Annotated in this window: 10 protein-coding genes and 3 pseudogenes; 5 read left to right on the forward strand and 8 right to left on the reverse strand. The window is 72.2% G+C overall.

Going from position 1 to position 14,249, the window contains the following annotated elements; genetic code table 11:
• Nucleotides 1–60: 60 nt before the first annotated feature.
• From ACHZ99_RS30760 to ACHZ99_RS30780, 5 genes are all read right to left on the reverse strand, one after another.
• Nucleotides 61–2,577, reverse strand: a complete 2,517-nt coding sequence (locus tag ACHZ99_RS30760) for an FtsX-like permease family protein (protein ID WP_420308107.1) — start codon at nt 2,575–2,577, stop codon at nt 61–63.
• Nucleotides 2,574–3,458 carry an ABC transporter ATP-binding protein gene (locus ACHZ99_RS30765; RefSeq protein ID WP_420308108.1) on the reverse strand — a complete coding sequence of 295 codons (885 nt, stop codon included), beginning with the start codon at nt 3,456–3,458 and terminating at the stop codon, nt 2,574–2,576. The genes ACHZ99_RS30760 and ACHZ99_RS30765 overlap by 4 nt, the downstream gene beginning before the upstream one ends.
• A gap of 145 nt (nt 3,459–3,603) precedes the next feature.
• Complete coding sequence (locus ACHZ99_RS30770; protein ID WP_420308109.1) at nt 3,604–4,278, reverse strand: response regulator; 675 nt, start codon at nt 4,276–4,278, stop codon at nt 3,604–3,606.
• Nucleotides 4,275–5,507: a sensor histidine kinase gene (locus tag ACHZ99_RS30775; RefSeq protein WP_420308110.1), complete on the reverse strand. Its 1,233-nt coding sequence runs from the start codon at nt 5,505–5,507 to the stop codon at nt 4,275–4,277. Before ACHZ99_RS30775 ends, ACHZ99_RS30770 begins: the two co-directional genes overlap by 4 nt.
• Nucleotides 5,508–5,555: 48 nt before the next feature.
• On the reverse strand, nt 5,556–5,807 hold the full coding sequence (locus tag ACHZ99_RS30780; protein ID WP_420308111.1) for a hypothetical protein: 252 nt from the start codon (nt 5,805–5,807) through the stop codon (nt 5,556–5,558).
• Nucleotides 5,808–6,226: 419 nt separating this feature from the next.
• On the opposite strand from ACHZ99_RS30780, the gene ACHZ99_RS30785 reads away from it, so the two are divergent.
• The 4 genes and pseudogenes from ACHZ99_RS30785 to ACHZ99_RS30800 all read left to right on the forward strand — a co-directional run.
• The gene (locus ACHZ99_RS30785) at nt 6,227–7,435 is read left to right on the forward strand and encodes a helix-turn-helix domain-containing protein (RefSeq protein ID WP_420308112.1); all 1,209 of its coding nucleotides are present in this window, start codon (nt 6,227–6,229) and stop codon (nt 7,433–7,435) included.
• 90 nt (nt 7,436–7,525) lie between these two features.
• Nucleotides 7,526–8,053, forward strand: a complete 528-nt coding sequence (locus ACHZ99_RS30790) for a hypothetical protein (RefSeq protein ID WP_420308113.1) — start codon at nt 7,526–7,528, stop codon at nt 8,051–8,053.
• 367 nt (nt 8,054–8,420) lie between these two features.
• Entirely contained in the window at nt 8,421–8,837 is a 417-nt protein-coding gene (locus tag ACHZ99_RS30795) for a hypothetical protein (protein ID WP_420308114.1), read from the forward strand.
• 560 nt (nt 8,838–9,397) lie between these two features.
• Nucleotides 9,398–9,676, forward strand: a pseudogene (locus ACHZ99_RS30800) (ABC transporter ATP-binding protein); the annotation flags it as partial.
• Nucleotides 9,677–10,078: 402 nt separating this feature from the next.
• Here ACHZ99_RS30800 and ACHZ99_RS30805 read toward each other — a convergent pair.
• A pseudogene (locus tag ACHZ99_RS30805) lies at nt 10,079–10,231 on the reverse strand (sensor histidine kinase); the annotation flags it as partial.
• Between the two features lie 119 nt (nt 10,232–10,350).
• Here ACHZ99_RS30805 and ACHZ99_RS30810 point away from each other — a divergent pair.
• Complete coding sequence (locus ACHZ99_RS30810; protein WP_420308115.1) at nt 10,351–11,901, forward strand: SDR family oxidoreductase; 1,551 nt, start codon at nt 10,351–10,353, stop codon at nt 11,899–11,901.
• 230 nt (nt 11,902–12,131) lie between these two features.
• On the opposite strand, the gene ACHZ99_RS30815 is transcribed toward ACHZ99_RS30810, so the two are convergent.
• A complete protein-coding gene (locus ACHZ99_RS30815) occupies nt 12,132–13,916 on the reverse strand; it encodes a GmrSD restriction endonuclease domain-containing protein (RefSeq protein ID WP_420308116.1) in 1,785 nt (594 codons plus the stop codon).
• 116 nt (nt 13,917–14,032) lie between these two features.
• Nucleotides 14,033–14,249, reverse strand: a pseudogene (locus ACHZ99_RS30820) (IS5/IS1182 family transposase); the annotation flags it as partial.

Consider the following 14,249-nt stretch of genomic DNA (forward strand, 5'->3'; position numbering starts at 1 on the left):
CGGCCACCGCCCGTGTCCCCGGGGCCCGTGCGGGCCCGCGGCGCCCGCGGGCCCCGCGGCCTACGGGCTCCGGCGCAACGCCGCCCGGCCCGGCAGGGTCACCGCGAGCAGGGCCAGTCCGGCCGCGCCGGCCACGAAGGACCCGTACGCCAGCGGGGGCACGTACGGGGCCTCGCCGGTGATGCCGTTCATCATCGGGATCAGCGTGGCCGCGGCGATCGCGGAGCCGACGACCACGCCCACCGCCGAGACCAGCGCGCCCTCCCAGCGCAGCATCGCCAGCACCTGGCGCCGGGTGGAGCCGACGAGGCGCAGCGTGCCCAGCTCGCGGCGGCGGTCGAGGACCGTCATCACCAGGGTGTTGACGGCGGCGACGGCGGCGAAGCCGCCCAGGACCGCGGCCATGGTGTTGTTCAGCCAGGCGCCCGTCTTCGCGTCGAGGCTCTTCTCGGCGGCGTAGCCGGCGGCGTCGGTGACCTCGCCCAGGCCGGCGAGCGACTTCTCCGCCCCGCCCCGGACCAGCAGGGTGCTGTCGAAGCCCGAGGTGACGTGGCCGTCCAGCGACTCCCGGTCCATGGTCACGGTGCCCAGGCCCAGACCGCGGCCGTAGACCGAGACGACCTCGGGGGCGGCCTTCGTGCCGTCCGGGAGGTAGAGCGGCAGCCGGTCCCCGACGGAGACGTCCGCCGCGTTCGCGAGGGTCGTGCCGATGGCGATACGGCCCTCGCCGATCCGGTCGAGGCTGCCTGCGCGTACGTCCAGGTCCTGCACCTTCGCCAGCTCGGCGGCGGATCCGCCGACCGCCTGGGTGGCCGCGCCCTGCAACGCCTGGAACTCGCCGGAGCCGACCGGCACCAGCACCCGGGTGTTCAGCACCCCGACGGCCGCCTCCACCCCGGGCGCGCGGGCGGCGTCATCGGCGGCGTCCGCGGGGAGCCCGGCCGGGTCGCTGATCACGTGGTCCGCGGTGATGCCCGCGCGCAGCTGCGCGTCCGCGGCGTGGTTCTCGCTCGTGTTCATGAAGACGAGCGTCGAGGCGAAGGCCGTGGCGAGCGCGATCGGGGTGATGGCGGACGCGAGGCGGCGGGCGTTGGCGCGGGAGTTGGCGGCGGCCAGGTGGGCGGCCGGGCCCGCGGCGCGCAGCGGGAGGCCGAAGAGGCGGGCGCACAGCCGCGCCAGCAGCGGGCCGAGCAGCCCGACGGCGAGCATGAAGCTCATGACGACGCCGAGGGCGGCACCGGCCGCGTCGTCCCCGGTGGACTTGGCGGCGACGCCGGTGAGGGTCGCGCCGCCGGCGAGGGCGACGACGCCGAGTGCGGTACGGACCACGCCGGGCCGAGTCCGCTCCATCGACGCCTCGGTGAGCGCCTGGCCCGGCTTGATCTTCGCCGGCCGCCGCCCGGCCGCCCAGCCGGCGCCGAGGGCGGTGAGCAGCCCCACGCCGACCGCGGCGAGCAGCGGCAGCCCGGAGACGTGCAGGTCGACGGCCTTCGGTACCGCGCCGCGGCCCTGGAGCTGGCCGAACCACCAGTGCGCGAGCCCGATGCCGGGCAGGGTGCCGAGCAGGCCGGCGAGCGGCGCGACGACCGCGGCCTCGGCGGCGACCGCGCGGCGGACCTGCCGCGGGGTGGCACCGACGGCGCGCAGCAGCGCGAACTCGCGGGCCCGCTGGGAGACCGACAGGGCCACGGTCCCGGCCGCGGTGAAGACCGCGACGATGGCGGCGACGCCGCCGAAGGGGCCGCCGATGCCGAAGAGCGTGTCCTTGCCGTAGGCGAGGCCCGGGTCCTCGACGGCGCCGCGGTCGTCGCCCACGTGCACCTGGGCGGCCGACCCGGCCAGGGCCTTCTCGACGGCGGCGGCGAGGGCGCCGGCACCGGTGCCGTCCTCGGCGAGTACGGCGATGGCGTCCGCCTTGCCGGGGTGGCCGGCGAGCGTCCCGGCCTGGGAGTCGGCGAACCAGGCGAGGGGGCCCGTACCGCCGCCGCTGTCCTCGGTGCCGTCCCGGGGCTGTTCGGCGGCTCCGGCGTCGGCGAGGCCGGCGACGCGGAAGTCCCGCTGCCCGGCGGCGGTCTCCAGCGCGACGGTGTCGCCGACGCCGGCCTGCGCGGCGCGGGCGGCGGCCGCGTCGAGCACGACCTCGCCGGTGCCCGGGGCGCCGCCGGCCGTGAGCTCGGTGCCGGTGAAGGCGTGCGAGCCCCAGCCGTGCCCGGTGAGCGGGCCGTCCCCGGCCCGTACCGGGAAGGTGAAGTCGGCCACCGCGGCCTTCGCGCCCGGCGCCGCGGCGGCCTTCGCCGCCAGCCCGGCGTCCAGCCGGGCCGTGTCGGGCAGCGGGACCGCCTCCTTCTCGCGGTCCTCGCCGCTGCCGGTGACGACGTACTCGTACTGGTCGGCCGCCGCGACGACCGGCGCGTTCGCGTAGCGCTCGGCCGGCACCGACGCGCGCAGGCCGGTTTCGAGGAGGATGCCGGAGGCCGTGACGATCAGCGCCGACAGCATCAGCACGACGAAGGTCCCGGCGAACGACGCGGGCTTGAAGCGGACCGCCGCGCGGGCGAGCCCGTTGGGGCGCTTCATGCCGCCACCCCCACCGGCTGCTCGTCGCGGGCGGTACGGGAGGTGAGCCCGGCCATGCGCGCCGCGATCCGCTCCGCGGAGCCGCCGGCCAGCCGGTCGGCGAAGGCGCCGTCCGCGAGGAACAGCACCTGGTCCGCCCAGGCGGCGGCGGCCGGGTCGTGGGTGACCATCACGACGGTGGCGCTGTGCGGGCCGGGGACATCGACGGCGTGCCGCAGCAGGCCGAGGACCTCGGCGGCGGTGCCGGTGTCGAGGGCGCCGGTGGGCTCGTCGGCGAAGATCACGTCGGGGCTGGTGACGAGGGCGCGGGCGAGGGCCACCCGCTGCTGCTGCCCGCCGGACAGCTCGCCCGGCCGGCGCCGGGCCTTGTCGGCGAGCCCGACCTGCGCGAGCACCGCGTCGGCCCGGCGGCCGCCGCGGTGCTTGCCGGCCAGGCGCAGCGGCAGCAGGACGTTCTGCTCCACGGTCAGGGAGGGCAGCAGGTTGAACGCCTGGAAGACGAAGCCGAGGCGGCTGCGGCGCAGCTCGGTCAGCTTGTTCTCGTCCATCCCGGTGATCTCCGTGCCGCCGAGGCGCACGGATCCGGCCGTCGGCCGGTCGAGGCCGGCGGCGCACTGCAGGAAGGTGGACTTGCCGGACCCGGACGGGCCCATGACCGCGGTGAAGGTGCCGCGCGGGAGGGCGAGGTCCACGCCGGCGAGGGCGTGGACGGCGCCGCTGCCGCGCCCGTACCGCCGCCGGACGCCGCGCAGCTCCACGGCGAGCCCGGGGGTGGCGGGGTCCGCGGTGGACTCCGGGGCCGCCGCGCCCGGGGCCTCCGGTACGCCGCCGGCCGCCGGGCGGCCGTCTGCCTGGTGGCGCTTGCTGGTGCGTCGCCTCATGATCCGTCCTTTGCGCGGTCTCTTCGTGCTGACGGCTGAAGAGTGCGCGGACGGCTGCCCGCCGGGCGTCATACCCGGGAGCCGATCTGCGGGTAGTACCCCGGTAGGGGGTGGCCCGGGGGCGGGCCCCACCCCGGGCCGGGGGCTACTCCCCCGGGGCGACGAGCCCGGACTCGTACGCGATGACGACCGCCTGGGCGCGGTCGCGCAGGTCGAGCTTGGTCAGGACCCGGCTCACGTGCGTCTTCACCGTCTGTTCCGCCAGCACCAGGGTCTCCGCGATCTCGGCGTTGGACCGGCCGCGGGCGACCAGGGTGAGGACCTCGGTCTCCCGCTCGGTGAGCGCCTTGAGCCGCAGCGCCGGCTTTCCCCGGGCGGCGGGGCGCTGCCGGGCGAAGTCCGCGATGAGGCGCCGGGTCACGGAGGGCGCGAGCAGCGCGTCGCCGGAGGCCACGACCCGTACCGCCGCGATGAGGTCGGCCGGCGGGGCGTCCTTGAGCAGGAAGCCGCTGGCGCCCGCGCGCAGCGCCTCGTAGACGTAGTCGTCGACGTCGAAGGTGGTGAGCATCAGCACCCGCGGGCGGTGCTCCTTCGCATCCGCCGGCGCCAGGATGCGGCGCGCGGCCTCCAGGCCGTCCATCTCGGGCATGCGGACGTCCATCAGCACGATGTCGGGCCGGGTGCGCCGGCTCAGCTCGACGCCCTGCGCGCCGTCGGGGGCCTCCCCCACGACGTCGATGTCGCTCTGGGCGGCCAGCAGCGCGGCGAAGCCGGCCCGCACCATGGCCTGGTCGTCGACGATGATGACGCGCGTCGTCACGTGGGGTGCCTTCCTGTCAGGGGGAGGTGGGCCGCCACCCGGAAGCCGCCGTCCGGCAGCGGCCCGGACTCGAAGGTGCCGTCGACGAGCCGGACCCGCTCGCGCATGCCGACGAGGCCGTGCCCGGTGCCGCTCTGCTCCAGCGGCGCGGCGGGCAGCTCCGGCGGCGGCCCGTTGACGACGAGGACGGCGAGCATGTCCGTGTCCCGCGCGGCGGACACCGACAGCGACACCCGCGTCGCGGCCCCCGGCGCGTGCCGTACGACGTTCGCGAGGGCCTCCTGGACGATGCGGTACGCGGACAGCCCCACCGCCTCCGGCACGTCGGCGTCGCACGGGGTGTACTCCACCGGCCCGCCGGCCCGCGCCGTCGCCTCCACCAGCTGCCCGATCTGCGCCAGGCCCGGCTGGGGCGCGAACTCGCCGTGCGTCTCCTCGTTGCGCAGCACGCCGAGGAGCCGCCGCATCTCGCCCAGCGACTCGCGCGCGGTCGCCGCGATGGACGTGAACTCCTCCCGCACGTCCGGCGGCAGCGTGTCGAGGCGGTACTCCGCGGTGTCCGCCTGCACGGTGATGACGGACATGTGGTGCGCGACCACGTCGTGCAGCTCGCGCGCGATACGGGCGCGCTCCTCCAGCAGCGTCCGCCGGCCGCGCTCGGCCTCGCTGATCGTCTCCTGCTCGGTCAGCCGGCGCTGCACCTCCTGCCGCTCCCGCAGCACGCCGGTGACCAGGAGGGTCACCCCGCTGAGGATCAGCAGCAGCACGCTTCGGTCGTTCACCCGGTCGGGCGCGACGTACAGCAGCCCGGCGTTCGCGGCCACCGTCGCCAGCCAGACCAGCACGAGCGTCCGGCGCGACTCGCGCAGGCCGAGGGCGAGGCAGAGGGCGATGTACCCCACGATCTCCATCGGGGGGAACGGCCACTCCTGCCGCTGCTCGTAGTCGGCGGTGAGCAGCGCGAGCGCCCCGGCGACGTCCGCGGCGAAGATCACGTACCACGCCTGCAAGGGCCGGGTGACGGCGAGCAGCAGCGGTGCCGACTGCGCGACGGCCAGCGGGCTCGCGAGGCCGGGGTGCAGGCCGTAGTCGACGGTGAGGACCCGGATGGTGGTGGGCAGCAGGGCGACGCACAGCACGAACGCCACGCCCCACGGCAGCAGTCGTACCCACCGGTGCGAGGCCCCCGCGAGCAGCGCGCGCGGGGGCTGCTGCTCCACGGACGTCATGGGCCCAGCCTATGCGGGGCCGTACGCGCTCCGGCAGCGGTGCCGCGGTCAGTCGTCGCAGTCGCCGCCGGACGAGCCGGCGCTGGCCAGGCGCCCCGTGCCTCCCCTGGAACCGCCCGAGGAGCCGCCGGAGGAGCCGCCGCCGGAGGTCTTCCCCGGGGCGGCGGCCACGACGGCGCCGGAGGCGGCCATGGCCCTGCTGTCGCAGTCGTCGCTGCAACTCGTCAGGAAACCGGCGGCGACGACGGCGGTGGCAAGGGCGGCGGCGACCGCGCGGACGCGGACCGGAGAGGGCTTCACGGACGGATCTCCTGCTCAGGGACGGAAACGGGGAGGGCGGCCGGGCGGCGCGCGGCGCGTGCGTCACGGTGCCTCGCCGCCGGTGAGGCCGAACGGCCGGCGGCGACGGTACCGGCCCCGCGCCCGGCGCGTCCGGGGATTCGCCGAACCTTCGCCGAACAGGGATGCCCCGGGCCGGTGGCACCCACCGGAACCGGCCGCGGCCAACGGCGCGGATGCGGCGCTCAAGCGGGCGGGGGCGGCGCGGAAAATGACGGCACCCCAAGTAGGTCGCCCTTGGCGCCGGTGCCGGGCCCGGCGGCGCCGGACCCGCCCCAAGGCTCGTGGGCGGGTGGCTGCGTGTGGCCCGTTCGGGTGGCGCTCCCCGGCCGCCGGGCCGGAGTACGGTTTCCACGTGTCGAGGTCGAATTGGAGCCCGCATGCGACACCCCGCTGACGACCACATCGGCGCGCGGATCGCCGACTACCGCAAGATTCGCCACTTGACGCAGCAGGCCCTGGCGCAACAGGCCCACCTGTCCCGCGGGTACCTCGCCCGAGTCGAGTCCGGACTCCAGCCGGCGACGCCGGCCGTCGTCGCAGCCGTAGCGCGTCCGCTCCAAGTCGACATCGCCGTACTCAACGGCCAGCCCTACCTCTCGCAGCTCCAGCAGGACCACCTCGAACAACTCATCGCCCCCCTGTCGGACGCCCTCGACATGTACGACCTGGGGCCGGACCCGGAGATCGCCCCGAGATCGCTGGCGCAGATCGCCGCCGACGTCGACAGCCTGTGCGCCCGCACGTACGCCACCGAGTACAAGGGCGTCGGCACCGAGCTGCCCGGCCTGCTGTCCGAACTCACCACGGCCATGGCGTCCGTGCCGGACGCCGGCGCCGAAGAGCGGCGTGCCGCCACGCTGCTGTCGTGGTGCTACTGGGTGAGCTACGAGTTCGCGTACCGTCTCGGCTACCACCAGCTCGCCACGATCGCGCTGGAGCGCATGGGCTGGATGGCCGAGCGGGCACAGGACCCGCTGCTGCTCGCGACGCGGCTGTCCAAGAGGTCCAGCATGCTGCTGCGCCGCGGCGACAACCGGCGCTCCCTCCAGGTGCTGGAGCGTGGCCACCGGCTCATCGAGGCGCACGACGAGCCCGGTTCGCCGGCGCCGCTGGCTGTCGCCGGCAGTCTGCACCTGGCCGCCGCCATCGCCGCCGCGCAGGCGAAGAACGGCGACGAGGTGAAGGGACACATGGAGTTGGCGCGGAAAGCGGCCGACAGGATCGGCCGCGAGGTGCCGCAGGTGTACTGGTCGTCGTTCGGGGCGGCGAGCGTCGGGCATTTCGAGGTCGCCACGCTCGTTGAGCTGGGGCAGCTCGGGCCCGCGGTCCAGCGTGCCCGCCAGCTGCACTTTCCGGCCGGCCACCCGAAGATGAGGGTGGGTCGCTACCACATCGAAATGGCGCGCGCCTACACCCAGATGGGCCGTACCGAGGCCGCACAGAAAGCACTGCGAACAGCCCGCGAGGTCGCCCCGCAGCAGGCCCGCTACCACCCGCTGATGCGGGAGACGGTCGGCGCCCTGGTACGGCGTCAGCGGCGTGCCTCCGAGGGACTGACGGCGCTGGCCGCGTGGGTGGGCATGTAGCCCGGCGATTGTTCCCGGAACGGGTAACGGCGCCACTACACAGGGTCGAAATCCTGTGACTGCCGAGCCCCGAGTCGCTGGGAGTCGACCATGGACACCCCCGAGAAGCCCGCGCTGGCGTTCCTCTACGACCGGCACGCCACCCTCACGCCCGCCGCACTCGACGAGCGCCTGGACCGGTGCAGGCGCTACGCCGCCGCTTGCGGCTGGGTAGTCGCCGGCGAGTGGGTGGACTGTGCCGACCACGCGCTGGCCGACTGGCCCAGGCCGCGGTGGGACGCGCTCGTCGTCGCCATACAGCAGGCCGCAGCCCGTCCTCGCTGCCTGGTCGACTCGTGGGACCGCATCAGCCGGGATCGGGAAGCGAGCGCGATCCTGCGCCTCGCGGTCCACCGGGCCGGCGGGTACTGCGTCACCACGGCCGGGGAGAACGACGTCGAACCGGGCCACGGGCGGATCGGCGCAACGGCGCCGGTGCGGCTGCGGCCGCGTCCGCCCGAGCCGTTCAACCAGCGGCCCGCGCTCGCGGGCCTCGGTGAGGCGCCGGACTGGCGCGGCTGGCCGCCGGGGCGAAACGGCGATAGCGGCGGCGGTGTCCGGCGCGGAGAGCCCCGGTGACCCCCGCCGGACCCACCCCGCCGACCCGGTGCACCTGCCCGGTACGTTCCCCCACCCCGACGCCACCCCCGCAGCCGGCTGCGGCCGGTGCGCCGAACTGGCCGACGCACGCAGGACTGCCCGCGCGGCGGGCGATCACTCGGCGGCCAGCGACGCCAACGTCCTCATCCGCCGGCACCCCCACTGAGCCCCCGCCGCCCGGACGCCGTCTGGTTGCCGCCAGTGCGTGTTCGGTACGTTGGCCTCACCCGAACGGGTGAAAGCCCGGCGGTGCTGCTGACCTTCGATCGGGGCGACCAGGAGCGATACGGGACGGACGGAACAATCCCGTTGCCCGGCTGCCTGATTCGGCGCACTGATGGGCCTCGTGAGTTCTTCCGCATCCTCCCCGCCCGCCGCCGCGGGCCAGCCGCCGGCCATGCGGCTGGCCTCCGACCGGCACGTGGAGGCGAGCGACAACCTGTCCACCGCCGCGATAGCGAGCCGCTTGCCCCGCACGCTCAGTCAGGCCGCCCGGCTCGGCTGGCGCACCGACCGCCGTGCCGTCCTGGCCCTGCTCGTCTGCCAGATCGGCGCCGCCGCGCTCACCGCGACCGCGCTCGCGGCCACCGCCCGCGCGCTGGCCGCCGTCTTCACCGGAGACGACATCGCAGCCCGGCTGCGCGGGAACCTGACCGCGGTGGTGGTCCACGCTCTCGCGACCTCCAGCCGCTACCCGATCGACGGGCGACGGTCGTCACCGTGCTGCACCCGGGGGGTGCTCCCCGCGGAATACCGCAGATGAAGTCCGCGCGGGCACCATGGCCGCCTTCCTCATCCGGCAGTACCGCCTCGTCTCCTCCCGCCTGGAGGCCGAACAGCTCAAAGCGACGCGGCAGGCCCTGGTGGTGCAGGGGATCGGTGACGCGCTCACCGCGGTGGGCACCGCCGCGACCTGGGGCGTGCTCGTGCTCCTGGTGTCGAGCGGCCGGATGGAGCTTGCGGTCGCGGGGACCGCGGCCCTGGCGGTGCGGACCTCGATGGCGGCTCTAGCGACGACGGTGCGGGCCGGGGCCCGGCCGTTCCGCACCTCGCTGTCCCTGGACGACTGGGCCCGCTTCCTGGCCGTGGCCAAACCGTGGACGACCCGCCGCGGCCCGGCCCCCATCGCCGAGGACGGACCGCAGGTGATCACCGCCCGGGACGTCTCCTTCACCTACCCCGGCGCCTGCCGGCCCGCGCTGGAGGGCGTCAGCCTGGACCTCAAGCGCGGCGAGGTCATCGCCCTGGTCGGCGAGAACGGCGCCGGCAAGGAGCACCCTCGCCCGCATCCTTACCGGGCTCTACCTGCCCACCAGGGGTTCGGTGCGGTGGGACGCGGTGGACCTGGCCGACGCCGCCCCGGACGAGGTGCTGTCCAAGGTCGCGCTCGTGCCGCAGGACTACACCCGCTGGCCACTGGCCGCCCGCGAGAACATCACCCTCGGCCAGCCCCGCCCCCACGGCGACGCCGCCGTGCACGCCAACGCCGAGGCAGCTGGCGCCGACAGTGTCATCGCCGCGCTGCCCCACGGGCTGGACACGTCGCCGGCACGGTCCTGGTGGGGAGGACACGACCTGTCCGGCGGGCAGTGGCAGCGCGTCGCGGTCGCTCGCGCTTTCCATCGCGACGTCCCCGTCCTCGTGATGGACGAGCCGACCGCCGCGCTCGACGCTCGTGCCGAGCACCGGATCTACACCCGGCTCAGGGCACTCGCCGAGGGACGGGCGACCGTGTTCATCACCCATCGGCTGGCCAACACCCGCCTCGCCGACCGCATCATCGTCCTGGACCAAGGGCGCATCGCCGAGACCGGCACCTTCGACGAACTCGTCAACCAAGGAGCCACCTCGATCTTCTTCGAGCTACTCACGCTCCAGGAAGACGATTTAGCCCCTGACGGCCGTAGCACGCCCTTGGCGCCGGGTGCCGGGCCCGGCGGCGGTGCCGGGCCCAACCCAAGGCTCGTGGGCGGTGGCTCGGCGGGTCCGTTCGGGTGGCACTCGCCGGGTCACGGCGAGCAGCAGCGGCGCCGACTGCGCGACAGCGAGCGGGGCCGCGAGGCCGGCGTGGACGCCGTAGTCGACGGTGAGCACCCGGATGGTGGTGGTCAGGAGGGCGACGCACAGCACGAACGCCACGCCCCACGGCAGTAGCCGTCCCCCGGTGCGGCCACGCGGGTCGACTCCCGTGCGGCGGGCGCGGGGCGGCGGCGAAGGCGCGGGCGGCGCCGGGCATCCTGTCCCGGGGGACTGCGGACCCGCGGGAAGGGAAAACGATGAGCGTGCGTCCCGAGTCGCTGCACTGCCTGGTCACCGGCGCCTCCGGTTACGTCGGCGGGCGGCTCGTTCCGGAACTCCTCGACGCCGGCCACCGCGTGCGGTGCCTGGTGCGCACCCCCGGCAAGCTGCGCGACCACCCGTGGGCGCCGCGGGTCGAGCCGGTGCGCGGGGACGTCACGGACGCCGCGTCCGTACGCGCGGCGCTGCGCGGCGTCGACGTCGGGTACTACCTGGTGCACGCGCTGGGCACCGGGCGGGACTTCGAGGAGACCGACCGGCGCGCGGCGCGGACCTTCGCCGTGGAGGCGCACGCCGCCGGCGTCCGGCGGATCGTCTACCTCGGCGGGCTCACGCCGCACGGCGTCCCCGAGCGCTCGCTGTCGCCCCATCTGCGGTCGCGGGCCGAGGTGGGCCGGATCTTCCTCGACGCGCCCGTGCCCGCCGCGGTGCTGCGGGCGGCGGTGGTGATCGGGTCGGGGTCGGCGTCGTTCGAGATGCTGCGCTATCTGACCGAGCGGCTGCCGGTCATGGTCACGCCGAGCTGGGTGCACACCCGTACGCAGCCCATCGGCATCCGGGACGTGCTGCGCTACCTCGTCGGCTCGGCCGGCCTGCCCGCCGCCGTGGACCGGGCGTTCGACATCGGCGGGCCCGACGTGCTCACGTACCGCGACATGATGCACCGCTACGCCGCCGTCGCCGGCCTGCCCCGGCGGGTCGTCTTCCCCGTCCCGGTCCTGACGCCGCGGCTGTCGAGCCACTGGGTCGGGCTGGTGACGCCCGTGCCCGCCCCGATCGCCCGCCCCCTCACCGAGTCGCTGCGGCACGAGGTCGTCTGCCGCGAGCACGACATCGCCCGCTACGTCCCCGACCTCCCCGGCCGCCCGCTGCCCTTCGACGAAGCGCTCGCCCTCGCGCTCCGCCGGGTCCGCGAGGCCCAGGTCGCCACCCGCTGGTCCTCCGCCGCCGTGCCGGGCGCCCCGAGCGACCCGCTGCCCACGGACCCGGACTGGGCGGGCGGCAGCCTCTACGAGGACGTACGGGAACTCCCGGTCGACGCCTCCCCCGCGGCGCTGTGGCAGGTGGTCGAGGGGATCGGAGGGGACAACGGCTGGTACTCCTTCCCGCTCGCCTGGGCCGTACGCGGCTGGCTCGACCGCTTCGCCGGCGGCGTCGGCCTGCGCCGCGGCCGGCGGGACGCCGAACGGCTGCGGGCCGGCGACTCGCTGGACTTCTGGCGGGTGGAGGAGATCGAGCCCGGCCGGCTGCTCCGGCTCCGCGCCGAGATGCGGCTGCCGGGGCTCGCCTGGCTGGAGATGCACGTCGGGGCGGACGACGCGGGGCGCACCCGGTACCGGCAGCGGGCCCTGTTCCACCCGCGCGGCCTCCTGGGGCACGCCTACTGGTGGTCGGTCTCCCCCTTCCACGCCGTCGTCTTCGGCGGCATGGCACGCAACATCGCGCACGCCGCGGCCGCCCCGCACACCGGCGCCCCGCCCGCGGGCCGCCGCCGGCACGCTGTCCGCCGCCGCGCCCCCCGCCGCTGACCCCGCACCGGGGCGCGCCCGCCCGAAACGACTTACAGCGGCTAACACATCGCCGCCAGCCAGGAACCGTTCGGCCGCTTCGAAACGCAACTTCTCGCGAAACACCCGCCGTTCAGCAGGCAGCCCGCCACCTTGCGCGTACCTCACACATCCGGTACACCGCATGGATCACGAGCTGCCAGCGCACACGACACCACGCCTTTGAAAGTCAGTAGTAGCACTACCTTGAATCAGAAGTTGCGAGAGATATGAGAAAGGAAATCGTCAGTTTCCATTTCTTGAGTTGATGCACCAACTCGAACAAAGAATCTATTCTTATACGAGATAGGCTTTCCGAGGGATCGAGGCTTCATAATCCATAGGACTTTTCCATCGCAGATGAGCGGGCTAAAACTATGCACGAGATCTGCCGAGAAGGCGGAATCCACTGGTGCAGACTTAATCTTCGCCTGCCACTTAAGCCACCAGGAGTCAACATCGTGCCCCAGGTAGGAAATTTGCTCCTCGGTACCCACTACATGCTGACCATGAATTTCGAGCGAGACCGCCCCAAAGAATTCCGTCACTCGCCTCGCCGCGGACGGCTTATCCGCAACCCCAATTAGAATAAGGCCGGTAGCATCGCGACCCCAGTTCGCCATACCGACTGCGGTCTGCATTACTTCTTCAAAAAGGTCCTTGTTCTCCGAGGGCTCCTTCGAGAGAGTGCAAAACCCTAGCTTAAGCTCGACAAGGGGATCCTCGTTCACCGGGCCCTGCAAGTAGCTTTCGATCAGTAGGCGCGCGTTGAGCTTTTTCGCAACACTCGGAGATTCTCGCCTAAAAAACGCCTTCTTGATGCGACGCTTCACCTTCGGATAGAGTTTAGCTTTCTCATCCTTACCCCAGGCGCTCCCGCCAGTCGGAATTGCAAGGTCACGCCCCCAAAAATTATCCAGTACGTCCCGAACGGCGTCCGTAGAGAGCGGTTGCATCTCGTCAATGAAGATGAGTTCATAGAGGACAGAAAAAATTGCCTGAAACTGTCGACGCGTCCCCTTCTCGTAAGTCTCCAGGTGAACCATGTGGCGACCAAGTGGGCCACGGTCACGCATCGCCTCATCGAGTAATTCAATTACTGCGACAATACGCTGCTGCAGGTTTTCCACGCCAATAGCGGTGATGGCGTGATTGACTTCACTCGGGCCAGCTGACCTAATCTTTCTCGGCAGACCATAGGCTACATCGCGATTTTGCCACCCACTCGTAGGTGTGGGAGTAAGCACGGCGTCGAGAATCAAGTCAAGAACCATCTCCTCGTCACCTGATGAGCGAATATCATCCGCACCAATAATATCGTGCCGAGTCCAGAAAATGCGGTCAAGGTCTAGTCCATATTCGAGGTCCTTCCGCGAGATGGAAAGTTTTTCCATCTCACTTAGAGTCAGGGCCTCAGCAAAAGTTCCATCGCCCCGGATGGTGGCGCTGGTACGTCGTACCACGTCTGACAGGGGTCCCGTCACCCCTGCCTGCCGAATCTCATGAAGACTCAAGCGCCTTCCACCGCTATTGATGCGACGAAACACTTCGTCGATGGAGGAAGTTGCCGCATCACGATACGTCGAAACGGGGATCTGATAGTTAGCGATTTCCAAAGAGGTGTCGCGTGACATTACCGGCTCTCTTTGAATCAGATCTCCCGAGTGAAGCTTCGCCAAGGTATCACCCGTCGTAGCTAGATCAAAATACTCCCCCTCATAGGGATACTTATTCTCCATGAATGAGAAGAATGCTTCGAGACGTTGAAGCCCATCGATCAGCTCAAAGATTTCCGCCCCACCTTTCCTCCTCTGAGCCAGTAGGATCAACGGGATCGGCAACTTATTGACCGCCGAATCGATAAGCTTTTCCTTCTCGTCGCGTGTCCAGACGAGCTTTCGCTGATAACGCCGGTCGACGAGGAGCTTGTTCCTGTAGTACTGGTTGTAAAGCTGATGAAGGTTCTGACCCTGAACAGAAAGCTCTGAACTCTGCATACGCATCACAGTAGTCGATGTGGTTGGGGTTGGTCCCCAAACCGCAGAACTGATCTTAAAGCGCCTCACGGAAGGCAGTGTCTTGGCAGGTCAGGGCCCATCTATGCTCGCTACGTTCAGGCGGCGCAAGTGAGGTCGTGCATGCGTGCAATGGCCTGGGCGGCATGGTGGAGCCCGTCATGGCGTCGACGGAAGTCTCGGAGGATCTTGTGGTTCTTCATCTCCACGAAGGTGTGCTCGACGCGGCGGGTACTCGCCGCTGCTCGGCGTCGTCCTCCTCGCCCTACAACAGGCTCCGGCCAGCACGTCTTCGGTGCGGCAAGATTAGGCCAC

Source organism: Streptomyces sp. MAR4 CNX-425 (assembly GCF_048656465.1).
Classification (GTDB): domain Bacteria; phylum Actinomycetota; class Actinomycetes; order Streptomycetales; family Streptomycetaceae; genus Streptomyces.

What these genes read in the sequence shown, in the direction of transcription:
- ACHZ99_RS30760 (WP_420308107.1), bottom strand. Translation starts at nt 2,577, where the DNA reads ATGAAGCGCCCCAACGGGCTCGCCCGCGCGGCGGTCCGCTTCAAGCCC.
- ACHZ99_RS30790 (WP_420308113.1), top strand. Translation starts at nt 7,526, where the DNA reads ATGGACACCCCCGAGAAGCCCGCGCTGGCGTTCCTCTACGACCGGCAC.
- ACHZ99_RS30785 (WP_420308112.1), top strand. Translation starts at nt 6,227, where the DNA reads ATGCGACACCCCGCTGACGACCACATCGGCGCGCGGATCGCCGACTAC.
- ACHZ99_RS30765 (WP_420308108.1), bottom strand. Translation starts at nt 3,458, where the DNA reads ATGAGGCGACGCACCAGCAAGCGCCACCAGGCAGACGGCCGCCCGGCG.
- ACHZ99_RS30810 (WP_420308115.1), top strand. Translation starts at nt 10,351, where the DNA reads ATGAGCGTGCGTCCCGAGTCGCTGCACTGCCTGGTCACCGGCGCCTCC.
- ACHZ99_RS30775 (WP_420308110.1), bottom strand. Translation starts at nt 5,507, where the DNA reads ATGACGTCCGTGGAGCAGCAGCCCCCGCGCGCGCTGCTCGCGGGGGCC.
- ACHZ99_RS30815 (WP_420308116.1), bottom strand. Translation starts at nt 13,916, where the DNA reads ATGCAGAGTTCAGAGCTTTCTGTTCAGGGTCAGAACCTTCATCAGCTT.